Origin of the sequence: Mesorhizobium captivum (assembly GCF_033977165.1) — a bacterium.
GTDB lineage: Bacteria > Pseudomonadota > Alphaproteobacteria > Rhizobiales > Rhizobiaceae > Mesorhizobium > Mesorhizobium captivum.
Genome location: NZ_JAVIJB010000021.1, coordinates 1 through 15741 on the forward strand (window position 1 = coordinate 1; position 15741 = coordinate 15741).

The window sequence follows — 15741 nt, forward strand, 5'->3', positions numbered from 1 at the left end:
AAACTGTTCGCGATGTCCTCGCACACCTGTTCGCGATGTCCCCGGTCCAAACAAAGGGGAGAAGGGGAGAACTGCGCTACATCCTCACCCTCTCCGCCTTCGGATCATACATCGGCTTCAGCGATGCTTCCGCGGCAAAACGCTCGCCGGCGATCTCGACCTCGTAGGATGAGCCAAGCACCTCCGCCTCGCTCTCGCCCGCGCACGGCACATAGCCGAGACCGGTCGCGCCGCCGAGATGGTGGCCGTAATTGCCGGAGGTGATCGGCCCGACGATCTTGCCGTCGCGCAGGATCGCCTCGTTGTGGAAGAGCAGGGGCTGCGGGTCTTTCAGGCGGACCTGCACCAGCCGGCGTGACAGGCCGGCTTCCTTTTTCCGCAGCACCGCGTCGCGGCCGATGAAGTTAGCTTTGCTCGTCTTCACCGCGAAGCCGAGGCCGGCCTCCAGCACATTGTCCTCGTCGGTGATGTCGTGGCCGAAATGGCGGAAGGCCTTTTCGATACGGCAGGAATCCAGCGTGTGCAGGCCGCAGAGCTTCAGGCCGACATCGGCGCCGCGTTCAGTGATCGCCTCGAAGACATGCGCCGCCTGCTCGGTCGAGACATAGAGCTCCCAGCCGAGCTCGCCGACATAGGTGACGCGGTGGGCGCGGGCGAGACCCATGCCGATCTCGATCTGCTGGAAGGTGCCGAACGGATTGGCCTCGTTGGAGAAGTCGTTCGGGCTCACCTTCTGGATCAGTTTTCGCGCATCCGGACCCATCAGGCAGATGACGGCTTCGGCCGCGGTCACGTCGGTGATGACAACGAACTCGTCGGCGACATGCCGCCTCAGCCAGGCGAGGTCGCGCTGCAAGGTGGCGCCGGGCACGACGAGGAAATAGGCCGTCTCGGACAGACGCGTTACCGTGAGGTCGCTCTCGATGCCGCCCTTGGCATTGAGCATCTGCGTGTAGACGATCCTTCCCGGCGCGACGTCCATGTCGTTGGCGCAGAGCCGCTGCAGGAACTGCTGAGCATCACGGCCCTCGACGCGGATCTTGCCGAAGGAGGTCATGTCGAACAGGCCGACGCCGTTGCGCACCGCGAGGTGCTCCTCGCGCTGGTTGTCGAACCAGTTCTGCCGCTTCCAGGAATAGCGGTATTCGCGCTCCTGGCCTTCGCGGGCGAACCAGTTGGCGCGCTCCCAGCCCGCCACCTCGCCGAAGACGGCGCCGCGCGCTTTCAGATGCTCATGCAAAGGCGAGCGGCGCACGCCGCGCGAGGTCGCCATCTGGCGATAGGGGAAGTGGTCGGCATAGAGCAGGCCGAGCGTTTCCGAGACACGCTCTTTCAGATACCGGCGGTTCTTCTGGAAGGGCTGGGCGCGGCGGATGTCGACTTCCCAAAGGTCGAAGGGCGCCTCGCCGTCGTTGATCCACTGTGCCAGCGCCATGCCGGCGCCGCCGGATGAAACGATGCCGATCGAATTGTAGCCGGTCGCCATCCAGTAGCCGGAGAGTTCCGGCGCCTCGCCGAGATAATAGCGGTCGTCGGGCGTGAAACTCTCGGGGCCGTTGAAGAAGGTATGGATGCCGGCGGTGCCCAGCATCGGCATGCGGTTGACGCCCATTTCGAGGATCGGCTCGAAATGGTCCATGTCCTCGGGCAACTGGTCGAAGCAGAAATCCTCGCGGATGCCGTCCATGCCCCAGGGTTTTGCCACCGGCTCGAAGGCGCCCAGCATCATCTTGCCGGCGTCCTCCTTGTAGTAGGCGCACTCGTCGGGCACGCGCAGCACCGGCAGGCGGGCAAGCCCTGGGATCGGCTCGGTGACGAGATAGAAATGCTCGCAGGCGTGCAGCGGAATGGTGACGCCGTTCTGGCGCCCAAGCTCGCGCGCCCACATACCGGCGCAGTTGACGACGATATCGGTTTCGATCGTGCCCTGGTGCTCGCCCTGCGCCCAGGAGACGCCGCTGACACGGCCGTTCCTGGTGTGGACCTTGGTGACTTTGACGTTTTCGATGACGCTCGCACCGCGCTGGCGCGCGCCCTTGGCAAGCGCCATGGCGATGTTGGCGGGATCGCACTGTCCGTCGAGCGGCAGGTGCACGGCGCCGACCACGTCCGATACATTGAGATGCGGATACATCTCCTTGACTTCGCTCGGCGAAATCTCGCGCACGTCGACGTCGAAGGCGCGGGCCAGCGAGGCCTGCCGGTAGATCTCGTGCTTGCGCTCCTCGGTCAGCGCCACGGTGATCGAGCCGACCTGGCGCATGCCGGTGCCGACGTCGGTCTCGGCTTCGAGCTTGACGTAGAGGTCGGCCGAATATTTCGCCAGCCGCGTCATGTTCTGCGAGCCGCGCAACTGGCCGATCAGGCCGGCGGCGTGCCAGGTGGTGCCTGAGGTGAGTTGCTTGCGCTCGAGCAGCACGATGTCGGTCCAGCCGAGCTTGGCCAAGTGATAGGCGACCGAGCAGCCGGAGACGCCGCCGCCGATGATGACCGCGCGGGCTTTGGTGGGGATGGTCTTGGTCATGCGGCCTCGCGGCGATAGTTGGAAGCGAAGCGGCGCACGCGAAGTGCTGCTTCCTTAAGGATAGGCTCGGGCTGGCAGAGGCTGATGCGGATATGGCCGGCGGCGGCTTCGCCGAAGCTTGAGCCGGGCATGACGCCGACCTTTTCCTTGTCGAGCAGCGCCCAGGCGAATTTTTCGTCGTCGGGCTCGACGGCCGAGACATCGAGCATGACATACATACCGCCTTCGGAGCCGCGTACGGTGACCTCGTTCGCGCCGCGTATGGCATCGAGGAAGACGGTGCGTCGCGCGGCGTAGCGCTCGGCGATTTCTTTTACGCCATAGTGGTTTTCCAGCGCTTCGGCGCAGGCGATCGAGATGAAGGCCGGCAGGCCGTAGGTGGTCACCAGGTTGAGGTCGGTCATCAGCGCGATCATCGCCTTCGGGCCGGTCAGCCAGCCCATGCGCCAGCCGGTCATGCCGTGACTCTTCGACATCGAGTTGATGACCAGCGTACGCTCGGCCATGCCGGGCAGCGAGCGCGGCGAGATGTGCTCGCCGCCGCCGAGCGTCCAGTAGACCTCGTCCGACAGCAGCCAGAGATCGTGCTCCTTGCAGATCTCGGCCAGCTGTTCGAGCCGTTCGCGCGAATAGACGGCACCCGTCGGGTTGTTCGGCGTGTTGATCAGGATGGCGCGCGTGTTGGGCTTGAGCGCCGCGCGGATCATGTCGGCGCGCGGCTGGAAGCCGTCTTCGGCCGGCGTCTCGACAACGGTGAAGCTGGCGCCAGCGGCGCTGAACGTGTTGGGGTAGGTGGCGTAATAGGGCGCGACGACGATGGCGTGATCGCCGGGGTCGAGCACGCCCTGCACTGCGGCATAGAGCGCCGCCTGGCCGCCTGACGTGGCGATGATCTCGTCCGGTTCCGTCAGGATGCCCGTGCAAGCAGTGGCGGCCGCCGCCATGGCCTTGCGCAGTCGCGGCAGGCCGGGAAGCGGCGTGTAGTGATGATTGCTGCCGCGGACGGCGTTGACGCAGGCCTCGATCGTTTGCGAAGGCGTGTCGAAATCATGGTCGCCGACCGAGAGCACGGTGATGTCCTCGCCCGCGGCCCTGCGGGTCCAGGCGGCGAAGTGGACTTCCCAGCCATCCTTGCCTGAAGGCACGATGCCGGTAATGCGCTTTGATGGTTTCGGCATCAGGCTCTCAACCTTTCATTCTTCGGATCCCAGAGCGGCTCGTCCTTCTGCACCACCGCCTTGAAGCGGTCACCGAAGATCTCGACCTCGACCGCCGTTCCGGGCTCGGTCAGGTCAGAACGCAACATGCCGAGCGCGATCGATTTGCCGATGCGATGGCCCCAGCCGCCCGAAGTCGTCTCGCCGACGATTTTCCCGTCGTGCCAGAGCGTCGACATATAGGGCGCATCGCAGTCGCCGGGGTTCTCGACGACGAGCGTGACGAAGCGCTTCTTCACGCCCTGCTGCTTTTCATTGAGCAGTGCTGCCTTGCCACGGAAATCTGGCTTGTCCCATTTGACGAAGCGCTCCAATCCGCCCTGCAGGATCGAATAGTCGGTCGACAGGTCGCCTTTCCAGGCGCGGTAGCCCTTCTCCAGCCGCAGCGAATCCAGCGCATACATGCCGAAGGGTTTCAGGCCATGCTTCTGTCCCGCCGCCCAGACGGCGTCGAAGACCGTCGAAGTATCGGCGACCTTGGTGTGGATTTCCCAGCCAAGCTCGCCGGCGAAGGAGACGCGCACCAGCTTCGCCCAGCGCCCGGCAATGGTCGTTTCCTGATGCGTCAGCCAAGGCAGCGAGAGATCCGCATCGCAGACCTCGGCAAGGATAGCGCGCGAGTTCGGGCCGGCGAGGATTTGCGTTGAATATTCCTCCGTGCGGTCGGTCACGGTGAAGGCAGCATTGGCCGGCATGCGCGACTTCAGCCATTCGAAATCGTGCCATTGCGCGACCGCCGCGGTGATCAGCGTCATCAGGTCCTCGCTGTGACGCACGACCGACATCTCGGTGACGATGCGGCCCTTGTCGTCGGCGAAATAGACGAGGCCGATGCGGCCGGGCTTCGGCACCAGGCCGGTGACCTGCAGCGCCAGCCATTCGGCGGCGCCCGGACCTTCGAGGTTGAAGCGCGAGAAGCCGGGCAGGTCGAGGATACCGGCGGCATCGCGCACGGCCAGGCACTCCTCGCGCACGCGGTGTTGCCACGGCCCGTCGCGGCGGAAGGTGAGTGTCGCTTCCTCGGAAATGTCGTCGTCGGGCGTCGCGTACCAGGTGGCACGCTCCCAGCCGTTATAGGCGTCGAACTGGCCGCCTAGCGCCTTGATGCGATCGTGCAGCGGCGAGTGCTTGCGGTCGCGTCCGGCCGGCCAGGCGTGGCGCGGGAACTGGATGGCGTATTCGTTGCCGTAGATCTCCATGCCCTTGGCGACGCAATAATCCGGCGCGGATGCGAAGGAAGTGAAGCGGCGCGGATCGCAGGACCACATGTCCCATTCGGTCTGGCCCTCGGTCACCCATTCGGCGAGCACCTTGCCGGCGCCGCCCCCTTGCGCGATGCCGAAGGTGAAGACGCAAGCCTCGAAGGCATTGGGCATCCCAGGCATCGGCCCGATCAGCGGGTTGCCGTCCGGCGCATAAGGGATCGGCCCGTTGATGACTTTCGACAGGCCGGCGGTTCCCAGGATCGGCACACGGGCGACCGCATCGGCCAGGTAATGCTCCAGCCGGTCGAGGTCGTCAGGGAACAGCTGGAAGGAAAAGTCCTCCGGCATCGGATCGTTGTGGGTCGCCCAATGCGCGCGGCAGTTGCGCTCATAGGGGCCGAGATTCATGCCGGTCTTTTCCTGGCGCAGGTAATAGGACGTGTCGACGTCGCGCAGCAGCGGCAGTTTCTTGCCCTGTTTCTTGGTCCACGCGGCGAGCTCGGGGATTTCCTCGAACAATATGTATTGATGGCTCATCACCATCATCGGTACTTCGCGGCCGAACATTTTTCCAACCTCGGCAGCGCGGTAGCCGGCGGCGTTGACGACGATCTCGCAACGGATCTCACCTTGCGGCGTCGCAACCACCCATTCGCCATTCTCGCGGCGAACGCCGGTGACCGGGCAGAAGCGGATGATTTTCGCGCCCATGTCGCGCGCGCCCTTGGCGAGCGCCTGGGTCAACTGTGCCGGATCGATGTCGCCGTCGCTCGGATCGTAGAGGGCGCCTTTCAGCTCATGCGTCTCAATGAAAGGATAGCGGCGCTTGATCTCGTCGAGACCGACGACATCGATATCCATGCCCTGGTAGCGGCCCATGCCCTTGGCGCGCTGGAACTCCTGCATGCGCTCCTTGGTGTGGGCCAATCTCAGCGAGCCGGTGACGTGGTAGTTCATCGGATAGTCGACCGCTTCGGCGAGGCCCCGGTAGAGCTCGGTCGAATAGCGCTGCATGTTCATCAGCGACCATGACGAGGAGAAGGTCGGCACGTTGCCGGCGGCATGCCAGGTCGAGCCGGAGGTCAGCTCGTTCTTTTCCAAGAGCACGCTGTCGGTCCAGCCCGCCTTGCAGAGGTGGTAGAGAGAGGAGGCGCCGACGACACCGCCTCCGATGATCACCACGCGTGCCGTGGTCGGCAAACCGGCCATGTTTCTCCTCCAAAGTCTCAGCGCTTCGCGCTTCGATTTTTGTTTTGATGCATGTCGTTATCCCAAACCCGCTTCGCATTTTGGGTGACATGCATTGTTCAATATACCGGCGGCGAAACCACCCAGATGACGACTGCCGGCTCGGCGCCAGGATTGCGCCAGCGAAACGGCTTGCCTTCGAAACGAAAGCTGTCGCCTTCACCGAGTCGGTGCCAGACGCCGCCGATCTCGATCTCGAAAACGCCCGACGCTACGTAGCCCGCTTCCTCGGTCGGACGGCGCGCTTCGGTCATCAGCTCTGCGCCCGGCGCGAAGACCGAGCGCAGCATCTCGAAGCTACCGCCGAGGTCGGGCGACAGAAGCTCCTCCACCAGGCCGGATTCGCTTGTGCCAAGCGAGCGGCGGCTGCCGGCGCGCACAACCACGCCGCGTTCCTTCTCGACTGGCACGTCATGGCTGAAGAACAGGCTGACCGGCACGCCGAAGAGTTCGGCGAAGGCCCGCAGGTCGCCGAGCGAAGGAACCGACAGGCCGCGCTCGACCTGGCTGACCCAGCCGACAGAGCGGCCGAGCTTCAGCGCGATCTCCGCGAGCGTCAGACCGCGCGCCTTGCGCAGCGCACGGATGTCACCGGCCAGCAGCCGCTCGCCATTATCCTGCTCCGGTCTGACAGCGGTCGAAGCCAATCGTCTCTCCGTCAGAAATCTGGCGTGAAAAAAACCGAATAAATTTCATGAGACAGCAAGCTCATGAAAAAATCAAGTGGATTTTCATGAACCAAGAAGATTTGCTTGCACGATTTTGGCGGTTGATGCAAAGGCTCGCCGACGAACGGCGAGTGGGGACGTCAGGTCGGGGACCAGTTAGTTATTAGTGTCTGCGGATGGTCGTTTCGGAAACCGGTTGCTGGTTCCGGCCATGCGTGAAGGGACGGCCCATGCTGGAGAAGAATAGCCGGATCGCCGAGGATGCGGCGATCGTCGACGAGGCGATCATTTCGCGCCGGTCCGTGCGCGCCTTTTTGCCCGACATGGTCGACGATGAGACGATCCGCGCCATCCTGACGGTTGCGGCGCGGGCGCCGTCGGGCACCAACATGCAGCCTTGGCGGGTCTATGTGACCAAGGGCGAGGTGAAGCAGCGCATCAGCGACGCCATCCTCAATTCCGGCATCCGCGCCGAGAAGGCGGAATGGGACGAGTACCGCTACTATCCCGACCAGTTCTTCGAGCCCTATCTCAGCCGGCGTCGCGCCAACGGTTTCGGCCTCTACGGCGCGATCGGCATCGGCCGGCGCGAAGTCGACAAGATGCGCGCGCAGCACGACCGCAACTTCGTCTTCTTCGACGCGCCGGTCGGCATGATCTTCACGGTCGACCGGCGGCTCAACAAGGGATCGTGGATCGACTACGGCATGTTCCTGCAGAACATCATGGTCGCGGCGCGGGGCAGGGGGCTGCATACCTGCCCGCAAGCGGCGTTCGCGCCGTACCACCGGCAGATCCGCCCGGTGCTCAACATTCCCGACGAGGAGGTCGTCGTCTGCGGCATGGCGCTTGGCTACGAGGACAACTCGAAGCCCGAGAATGAATTCCGCACCGACCGCGCCCCACTCGAAGACTGGGTGACGTTCAGCGGATAAGTCCGATCGTGGCGGACAATGCGCCGCCTGTGCTATTGATACCCGCGATGGCGGGGAACCAATGCTGCTTCGGGCCTATCTGGATCGCATCGGCTATCAAGGTCCGGTCGGGCCGACGCTGGAATGTCTGCGACAAATCCATCTTCGTCAGGTCCTGAGCATTCCCTATGAGAATATCGATGTGCAGCTTGGAGTCCCCGTCGACGGGGATATTGAAAGAATCTTCGAAAAAGTCGTCGTCAGGCGAAGAGGCGGCTGGTGCTATGAGCTCAACGCCCTGCTCGGATGGGCACTGTCGGAAATAGGATTCGATGTCATGCGTGCCTCGGCTGGCGTCCTGCGGGATCAGCGCGGGGATACCGCCTTGGGAAACCATCTCATTTTGCTGGTCCGGCTCAACCAAACCTATCTTGTCGACCAAGGGCTTGGCGACGGCATTCGCGAGCCGATACCCTTGATGGCCGGCACGTATCGACAAGGTCCATTGACGTTCAGGTTGGCGAAAACGGGCGATGGCTACTGGCGTTTTCACAGCCATTCCTTTGGGTATCCGCCGACTTTCGATTTCAGGGATGAATACGCCGACGAGCCCTTGCTCGCGGCAAGATGCGCCGCGTTGCAGAAAGCGCCTGAATCGACCTTCGTGCAGAATCTCATTTGCCAAATCATGGCCCTTGAGGCCGTCACTTGCCTTACCGGCCGCGTTCTGCGGGTCAAATCGACTGATGGGGTTTCGAAGCGTTTGGTGGACTCACCAGACGAACTCGCTGAAGCCCTCGACAGGGTTTTTGGCATTCGCGATGTGGAGGTTCGGCGGCTCTGGCCCAAAGTAGTTGCGCGCCACGATTTTCTCTTCGGCGACAAGCAGGCCGATCAGATCGAGGTCGCGGGCATGTAGTTGCTGTGGCAACGAGGCGCGGCTGGCGTGTCGGTTTGCACGTCCGCCGGCGTCGCCCGCTTTCGTGACGACTATTCGGTAGAGAGCGGCTGGCCATGGCCGCTGACATGCGCGCCGTCCCGCGGTGTGAGCCTGAGATAGGCCAACAGCGCGCAAAGCGTGATCAGGCCTTCGACGACAAACAGAATGCGGTAGTCGTTGACGCTGGCCTGGTCACCGCCGGCAAGCAGCGACAGCAGCGCCGCCGCCAGGCCGACGCTGATCGCCACCGCCAGCTGCCACAGGATGTAATAAAGCGCGCTGAAGCGCGCGAGCTGCTCCGGTGCGATGTCCGAATAGGCGAGATTGCCGGTCGAGGCCCACTGCACGGAGCGGAAGAGGCCGAAGACGAAGATGTAGGTGAGCACGATCCAGGCGGGCGTGCTTTCCTGCATCAACGCGAAGCCGGCGACCAGCAAGGCGGCGATCGGCGTGTTGACGACCAGAACGCGCTTGAAGCCGAAGCGGTTGAGGAGGCGCGGCATGAAGAAACGCATCAGCAGCGACCCGATCGCGGCGACAAAGGTCAGCGATCCGGCCTGCACCGCGCTCATGCCGAAGCCGAGCTGGAACATCAGCGGCAAAAGGAAAACCACCGAACTCAGGCCGATCGTGTCGAGCCCGCCGGTCAGGAAGCTGATGCGGAAGGTGCGGATGCGTAAGAGATTGAGGTCGAGCAGAGGATTGCGGGCGCGCAGGCAATAGAAGGCCGCGACGGTGAGGATGGCCATCGCTAGGACGAGTTCCATGGCGATGCGGGCGGCCGCTGCATCCTTCGCGGCGAGCGAGTCCATACCGAAGACGAGCAGCGCCATGCCGCTGCCGACGAGCAGGAAGCCCGGAACGTCGAAAGGCGTGCGGACCGGCTTGGTGGTCGTGGGGAACAGCGAGGCCGCGAGCAGCGTGGCGGTCAGCGCGATCGGTATGTTGATGTAGAAGATCCAGCGCCAGGAAACGTAAGTGGCGAGCGCGCCGCCGACGAGCGGCCCAACCAGCGGCCCGGACTGGCCGGCGAGCGAGATGTACATGTTGATCTTGAGCGTGCGGTCGCGCGGGAAACTCGACAGGATCACGACCTGACCGAGCGTGCCCATCAGTGCGCCGCCAAAACCCTGCAGCGCGCGCGAGGCGACCAGCATCCACATGTTTTCCGACAGACCGCAGAGCGCCGAGGCGCTGGCAAAAACCAACAAGGCAAAGCAATAGACGTTGCGCAGCCCGAAGCGATCGGCCAGCCAGCCCCCCAGCGGCATCGTGACGATGAGGCTGGCGACATAGACGGTGATCAAAAGGCCGAGTTGGCCAGGCGGGCGATCGAGGCTTTCGCCGATCCCGGGCAGCGCGGTCACCACGACATTCTGGTCGAGGCTGGTCATGAACACGCCGCAGGCGACGGTTGCCGGCAACAGCATCGACGGCTCGCCCGCCGGAGCAAAGCGGGTCGTGGCCATCGCCGAAGTCTCTGCAGTCATGGAAGGGTATGGTCGAACTGGTTGCCTGAGCAGGCTCCGACAAGAGCCCGTGATTCCTTATCTATCGTCGCCGCTAGCCCAAGGCTCAAGCAGCAGTTGTGGTCGTCGATAGTGCCAGACACAGGCCGGGCCAAATCCCTGGCCCTCCTTCTCTTGACCCAATTCCGGACGGAAAACCGCTGCGCAGCGTTGCTGGAATAGCGTTAGTGCACTTCGTAACCGACTTCCTCGCTGGCGTGGCACAAGGCCTTCCAGAACGAGCGCGCGAAGGAGCGGAACACATAGATGTCGAACTGATCGGCGCCGCTGCGCTGGATCTGGGCAAAGACATCGTGATGGTTGGTCGAGCGGCCGGCACCGAGCGGGAAAGCCGGCAAGGCGAAGTCGATGGCGAAGAATTTCGCCAGCACCCACTCCGCTTTCGGCCCGGCGATTCGCATCGCGGTGCGGCCATGCGAGAGATCGGTGATCGTGCCGATCGCCGGCGTGATCACGCCGGCGAAGGCCTGAGCCAGGCCTTCGGCCTCGTCGACCACGGTGAATTTTCCGGGCGCGAAGCCAAAAGCGGCGCGACCGCCGTTGGTTATTCCGCCGCCAGCGCCGTCGGGCAGGGCGAGCCCTGTGACCTTGCGGATGGCGTCGATCAGCTTTTTCTCTTCGCCCGGCCAGGCCGCGAGTTGCAGGATCGAGCCTGGCCGCGTCTCGGACAGGATGACGTCGACGCCATGTTCGAAATTGCCGTGCGAGCCCGTATGGTAGTCTGGCTCAAGCGGCGATTGACGATCAACCATGCATGCGGCTCCCGTCCGGATCGTAGAAATGGTTGGAGACGATTTCGATCGGCCCGAACCGGTTGCGCAGGGGGTCGGAGACGAAGGCGCGCGTGCCGTGGCGCACCTTGCCATCCTTGACCAGGGCCAGCGCGATATATTTGCCGAGCGCCGGCGAATAGCAGCAGGCGGTGATATGGCCGATCGAATCGTGCGGATTGGCTTCATCCAGCTCCTCGACGATATGTCCGCCACCGTTCAGCGCCCGGTTGTCGAGCGCAATCACCCCGACCAACTCCAGCCGGTCGGGAGCGATCAGGCCTTCGCGGTCCATCATGGCTGAGCCGATGAAGGGCTTCTTCTTCGACAGCATCCAGTCGAGATGCAGGTCGCGAGCGGTGGTGCGGCCGTCGATCTCGGCGCCGGTGACGTGGCCCTTCTCGATGCGCATGGTACCTAGCGCTTCGAGGCCGTAGGTGACCAGGCCGAACGGCTTGCCTGCCTCGATGAGAGCTTCCCACACCCGCGTGCCGTAGCCGGCGCCGGAGTAGACCTCGAAGGCCATCTCGCCGGAGAAAGACAGGCGGCAGATCATCACCGGCACGCCGGCGATCTCACCATGGACGATGCCCATGAAGGGGAGGGTCGCATTGTCGACGGCGGTGCCGGTGACGCAAGAAGCGAGGATTGTCCTGGCTTTCGGTCCGCCGATCGCCGCACCCGCCCATTCGTCGGTGACGGAGGTGACGGTGACCTTCAACCCGGGCCAGATGACATCGAGGAAATATTCGAGATGCTGCATCACCTTGCCGGCATTGGCGGTGGTGGTGGTCATCAGGAAGTCCTGCTCGCCGAGCCGCCAGGTGGTGCCGTCGTCGAAGGCAAGGCCGTCCTCGCGCAGCATCAGGCCGTAGCGGGCCTTGCCGACGGCTAAAGTCGAAAACATGTTGGTGTAGACGCGGTCGAGGAATTCCGCCGCATCCGGCCCTTGTACCGCAATCTTGCCGAGCGTCGAGACATCGACAATGCCGGCGCTCTCGCGCGTCGCCTTGGCCTCGCGGACATAGGCCTGCTCGACCGTCTCGCCGGCAAGGCCGTAGATCATCGGGCGATACCACAGGCCGGCCGAATACATGGTCGCGCCATTGTCGAGGTGCCAGTCATGCATCGGCGTCAGCCGCTCGGGCTTCAAATCGCCAAAGCGTTCGGCCGCCAGCGAGCCGATCGATACCGCAGTGTAGGGCGGGCGGAAGCGCGTCGTGCCAACTTCGGAGATCGGCTTGCCGAGCGCTTCGGCCATAATGGCGAGGCCCGGCACGTTGGAATTCTTGCCCTGGTCGGTCGCCATGCCGAGGGTGGTGTAGCGCTTCAGATGCTCGACCGAGACGAAGCCCTCGCGGTGCGCGAGCCGCACGTCCTCGGCGGTCACGTCGTGCTGGAAGTCGACAAAGCTCTTGCCCTTGGCCTTGATCTCGAAGACCGGCGCCGGATCGGGATCGCCGGGGGCCGCTTCCACAACGGGCAGGGGGGCGGAGGATGCACTTTCGCCGGCGGCCTCAAGGCCGGCCGCGCGGCCCTCGGCGATGGCTTCCGCGGTCGAGAAGGAGCCGGTGAAGGCGCCGGCACCGATCCAGCGCTGCGTCGGCCGCGGCGGCAGGAAGGCCTGCCTGCCCGGATCCCACTCAGCTTTCGCCCCGGCCTGGCTGGCGAGATGGATGGTCGGCGACCAGCCGCCCGACATCAGCAGACAATCGGCATGAATGCTGCGCTCATCGCCGCTGAGCGCGCCGCTCATCACATCGAAGCGCTGCACCTTGAGGCCGGTGAGCGCCTTGCCGCCTTCGGTGGCGATCACGGCATGGCCGGCAAGCAGCTCGGCCTCGGCTTCGCTGGCCAGTCTGCGCATCTCGTTCGACACGTCGCTGCGGACATCGACGATGGCGACGACAGCGGCACCTGCCTTCTTCAGGGCGACGGCTGAGCGATAGGCGCTGTCATTGTTGGTGAACAGCGCGATCCGCTGGCCGGGCAGCACGCCATATTCATTGGCGTAGCGTTCGGCCGCATGCGCCAGCATGACACCCGGACAGTCGTTGCCGGGAAATACCAGCGGTCGCTCGAAGGAACCGGTGGCGAGAACCACGGTCTTGGCGCGGATCGCCCAATAGCGCTGGCGCGGCTCGCCCTTGGCCGCCACCTCCTTGTGGTCGGTTACGCGTTCGAGCGCGGCGAGCATGTTGCCGTCGTAATAGCCCCAGACCGTCGTGCGCGGCAGCAAGCGGACATTGTCATTGCCTTCGAGCTGGCCGACGATGCGCCCCGCCCAGTCGGCGGCCGGCGCGCCATCGATGGTTTCACGCGACCAGTTGGCCGAGCCGCCGAAATTCGCTTCGAGGTCGGCCAGGATGACGCGGGCGCCCTGGTCTGCTGCGGCCTTCGCCGCCATCAGCCCGGCCGGGCCAGAACCGACCACCAGCACGTCGCAAAAGGCGTTCATGCGCTCGTAGCGTGAGGTGTCAGGCGCGGTGCCCGCCTTGCCGAGCCCGGCGGCGCGGCGGATGAATTGCTCGCAGAACATCCAAAAGCGCGTGCCCTTCAGCGGGCCGATCACCGGCCCCATGAAGGTCTTGTAGTAGAAGCCGGCCGACAGGATCTTGCCGCCGAGCTGGTTGAGCGCGCCGATATCCCAGGCGAGCGAGGGCGAGCGGTTTTGGCTGACGGCGACGAGGCCGTCATAGATCTCGACCATGGTGGCGGGGATGTTCGGCTCGCGCACGTCGCCGCGCAGCACCGTCACCAGCGCGTTCGGTTCCTCGACGCCGGCGGCAAGCAGGCCGCGCGGACGGTGGTATTTGAATGAGCGGCCGAACAGCGTCACGCCATTGGCGAGCAGCGCCGATGCGAGCGTGTCGCCGGCATGGCCGGTATAGGGTGCGCCGTCGAAGGTGAAGCGGATGGTGCGCAGCCGGTCGATGCGGCCGCCGGTCTCTGTCCGGCGCGGGCTCACGAGCGGCCCTCCGTCTTGTGGCCGGCGGATTTGTGTCCGCCACGGGCGAAGGCGGTGCTTGAGATTTCATGCGTGATGGTGTTGCGCACGACCCTGAGATGCGCGCGGCAGCCGCCAGAATGCTGCCAGATCTCATTGTGATCGCCGGCCGGGTTCAGCCGGTCGTAAACATAGGCGTTCCAGGCGTCGAGATCCTGCGAGGCGGCCTGCGGCCGCTCGCGGTTGCCGTCGCCCTGATAAGTGAATTCGATGACGTCGCGTGGGCCGCAATAGGGACAAGTGATCAGCATCTTGATTTCAACCCTAGTGCAGCCGAGGCGTCGCGCCCTGGCCTTTGTCGTCGATGACAACGCCACGATAAAAACGATCGAGCGTGAAAGGCGCGTTGAACTCGTGCGGCTCGTCCTTGGCGATGGTCCAGGCGAAGCACCAGCCGGACGCCGGGGTGGCCTTGAAGCCGCCATAGCACCAGCCGCAATTGAGATACATGCCGGGCAGCGGTCCGGTGGTGATGATCGGCGACCCGTCCATCGTCATGTCGCAAAGCCCGCCCCAGGAGCGCAGCATGCGCACGCGCGCCAGACCCGGGAACAGCGCCAGCATCTCGCTCATCACCTCGTCGACGACCGGCAGGCTGCCGCGTTGGGCGTAGCTGTTGTAGCCGTCCAGATCGCCGCCATAGACAAGGCCGCCCTTGTCGGACTGCGAGATGTAGAAGTGTCCCATGCCGAAGGTGAGAACGGTGTCGACGATCGGCTTCAGCGATTCCGTGACGAAGGCCTGCAGCACGTGGCTTTCGATCGGCATATGCGAAATGCCAGCCAGCTGCATAACGCTGCCGGTGCTGCCGGCAACCGCAAGCGCTACCTTCTTGGCGCGGATCTCGCCGCGTGTCGTCGTCACGCCAATGACCTTGTCGCCGTCGCGCAGGAAGCCGGTGACCTCGCAATTCTCGATGATGTCGACGCCGCGCCGGTCGGCGCCGCGCGCATAGCCCCAGGCGACCGCGTCGTGGCGGGCGGTGCCGGCGCGCGGCTGCATCAGTCCGCCGAGGACGGGAAAGCGCGCCGAACCCGAGACGTCCAGCGCCGGAACAAGCCGCTTGATCTGGTCGACACTCATCAGTTCCGCATCGACGCCGAGATGGCGCATGGCGTTGCCGCGCCGGGCGTAATCGTCGAGCTGGGCAGGTGTGTGCGCGAGGTTGAGGCAGCCGCGCTGCGAGAACATGACGTTGTAGTTGAGGTCGTGCGACAGGTTCTCCCACAGCTTCATCGAATGCTCGTAGAAGCGGGTGTTCTGCGGCAGGAGATAGTTGGAGCGCACTGCCGTGGTGTTGCGGCCGACATTGCCTGAACCCAGCCAGCCTTTTTCCAGCACCGCGACATTGGTGATGCCGTGTTCCCTGGCGAGGTAATAGGCGGTCGAGAGCCCGTGGCCACCGCCGCCGATGACGATCACGTCATAGGACGCCTTGGGATCCGGCTTGCGCCAGGCCGGCTTCCAATCCTGGTTGCCGGTCAGAGCGTTCTTGAGCAGCGAAAAGGCTGAATATTCCGCCATTCTTCCTGTCGTCCTTTTGGTGCGAGGCGGCAGACTATAGAGCAGGCGGGAAGCGCAAAGCCAAGATTACGCCATCGCTTTTCGACAGGCCGACTCCGATCCTCGGCATCGGTCCGCGGACGGAGACGGCTTGCCGCCCGGTATGGCGGTCTTTATCAAGGGCAGAATTTTCGAAGATTTTTCGGCCGCGAGTCG

Annotated in this window: 11 protein-coding genes; 2 read left to right on the top strand and 9 right to left on the bottom strand. The window is 64.2% G+C overall.

All coding sequences use genetic code 11. The features are described 5' to 3' along the window. Positions 1 to 76: 76 nt before the first annotated feature. The 4 genes from RFM40_RS18450 to RFM40_RS18465 form a co-directional block, all read right to left on the bottom strand. Positions 77 to 2524, bottom strand: coding sequence for a GcvT family protein (locus tag RFM40_RS18450; protein WP_320277967.1), 2448 nt, complete (start codon positions 2522 to 2524; stop codon positions 77 to 79). Then, positions 2521 to 3702 carry a pyridoxal phosphate-dependent aminotransferase gene (locus RFM40_RS18455; RefSeq protein ID WP_320277968.1) on the bottom strand — a complete coding sequence of 394 codons (1182 nt, stop codon included), beginning with the start codon at positions 3700 to 3702 and terminating at the stop codon, positions 2521 to 2523. Before RFM40_RS18455 ends, RFM40_RS18450 begins: the two co-directional genes overlap by 4 nt. Next, the gene (locus tag RFM40_RS18460) at positions 3702 to 6155 is read right to left on the bottom strand and encodes a GcvT family protein (protein ID WP_320277969.1); all 2454 of its coding nucleotides are present in this window, start codon (positions 6153 to 6155) and stop codon (positions 3702 to 3704) included. Before RFM40_RS18460 ends, RFM40_RS18455 begins: the two co-directional genes overlap by 1 nt. Before the next feature lie 98 nt (positions 6156 to 6253). Continuing rightward, positions 6254 to 6841, bottom strand: a complete 588-nt coding sequence (locus tag RFM40_RS18465) for a helix-turn-helix domain-containing protein (RefSeq protein WP_320277970.1) — start codon at positions 6839 to 6841, stop codon at positions 6254 to 6256. A gap of 251 nt (positions 6842 to 7092) precedes the next feature. Here RFM40_RS18465 and RFM40_RS18470 point away from each other — a divergent pair, with 251 nt between their 5' ends. Both RFM40_RS18470 and RFM40_RS18475 read left to right on the top strand, forming a co-directional pair. Continuing rightward, on the top strand, positions 7093 to 7797 hold the full coding sequence (locus RFM40_RS18470) for a nitroreductase (RefSeq protein WP_320277971.1): 705 nt from the start codon (positions 7093 to 7095) through the stop codon (positions 7795 to 7797). A 61-nt stretch (positions 7798 to 7858) separates the two neighbouring features. Then, the gene (locus RFM40_RS18475) at positions 7859 to 8695 is read left to right on the top strand and encodes an arylamine N-acetyltransferase family protein (RefSeq protein ID WP_320229919.1); all 837 of its coding nucleotides are present in this window, start codon (positions 7859 to 7861) and stop codon (positions 8693 to 8695) included. A 71-nt stretch (positions 8696 to 8766) separates the two neighbouring features. Here the strand turns inward: RFM40_RS18475 and RFM40_RS18480 are convergent, their stop codons facing one another. The 5 genes from RFM40_RS18480 to RFM40_RS18500 all read right to left on the bottom strand — a co-directional run bounded on the left by RFM40_RS18480 (position 8767) and on the right by RFM40_RS18500 (position 15546). Continuing rightward, positions 8767 to 10185, bottom strand: a complete 1419-nt coding sequence (locus RFM40_RS18480; protein WP_320277972.1) for an MFS transporter — start codon at positions 10183 to 10185, stop codon at positions 8767 to 8769. A 224-nt stretch (positions 10186 to 10409) separates the two neighbouring features. Continuing rightward, complete coding sequence (locus RFM40_RS18485; protein ID WP_320229921.1) at positions 10410 to 10997, bottom strand: sarcosine oxidase subunit gamma; 588 nt, start codon at positions 10995 to 10997, stop codon at positions 10410 to 10412. Beyond that, on the bottom strand, positions 10990 to 13983 hold the full coding sequence (locus RFM40_RS18490) for a sarcosine oxidase subunit alpha (RefSeq protein WP_320229922.1): 2994 nt from the start codon (positions 13981 to 13983) through the stop codon (positions 10990 to 10992). The genes RFM40_RS18485 and RFM40_RS18490 overlap by 8 nt, the downstream gene beginning before the upstream one ends. Continuing rightward, on the bottom strand, positions 13980 to 14273 hold the full coding sequence (locus tag RFM40_RS18495; RefSeq protein WP_320229923.1) for a sarcosine oxidase subunit delta: 294 nt from the start codon (positions 14271 to 14273) through the stop codon (positions 13980 to 13982). The genes RFM40_RS18490 and RFM40_RS18495 overlap by 4 nt, the downstream gene beginning before the upstream one ends. A gap of 13 nt (positions 14274 to 14286) precedes the next feature. Further along, the gene (locus tag RFM40_RS18500) at positions 14287 to 15546 is read right to left on the bottom strand and encodes a sarcosine oxidase subunit beta (protein WP_320229924.1); all 1260 of its coding nucleotides are present in this window, start codon (positions 15544 to 15546) and stop codon (positions 14287 to 14289) included. Positions 15547 to 15741 lie beyond the last annotated feature (195 nt).

Excerpts from the sequence above, each read along its gene's own strand:
- RFM40_RS18455 (WP_320277968.1), bottom strand. The coding sequence starts at position 3,702 with ATGCCGAAACCATCAAAGCGCATTACCGGCATCGTGCCTTCAGGCAAG.
- RFM40_RS18470 (WP_320277971.1), top strand. The coding sequence starts at position 7,093 with ATGCTGGAGAAGAATAGCCGGATCGCCGAGGATGCGGCGATCGTCGAC.
- RFM40_RS18475 (WP_320229919.1), top strand. The coding sequence starts at position 7,859 with ATGCTGCTTCGGGCCTATCTGGATCGCATCGGCTATCAAGGTCCGGTC.
- RFM40_RS18480 (WP_320277972.1), bottom strand. The coding sequence starts at position 10,185 with ATGGCCACGACCCGCTTTGCTCCGGCGGGCGAGCCGTCGATGCTGTTG.
- RFM40_RS18460 (WP_320277969.1), bottom strand. The coding sequence starts at position 6,155 with ATGGCCGGTTTGCCGACCACGGCACGCGTGGTGATCATCGGAGGCGGT.
- RFM40_RS18485 (WP_320229921.1), bottom strand. The coding sequence starts at position 10,997 with ATGGTTGATCGTCAATCGCCGCTTGAGCCAGACTACCATACGGGCTCG.
- RFM40_RS18495 (WP_320229923.1), bottom strand. The coding sequence starts at position 14,273 with ATGCTGATCACTTGTCCCTATTGCGGCCCACGCGACGTCATCGAATTC.
- RFM40_RS18450 (WP_320277967.1), bottom strand. The coding sequence starts at position 2,524 with ATGACCAAGACCATCCCCACCAAAGCCCGCGCGGTCATCATCGGCGGC.
- RFM40_RS18500 (WP_320229924.1), bottom strand. The coding sequence starts at position 15,546 with ATGGCGGAATATTCAGCCTTTTCGCTGCTCAAGAACGCTCTGACCGGC.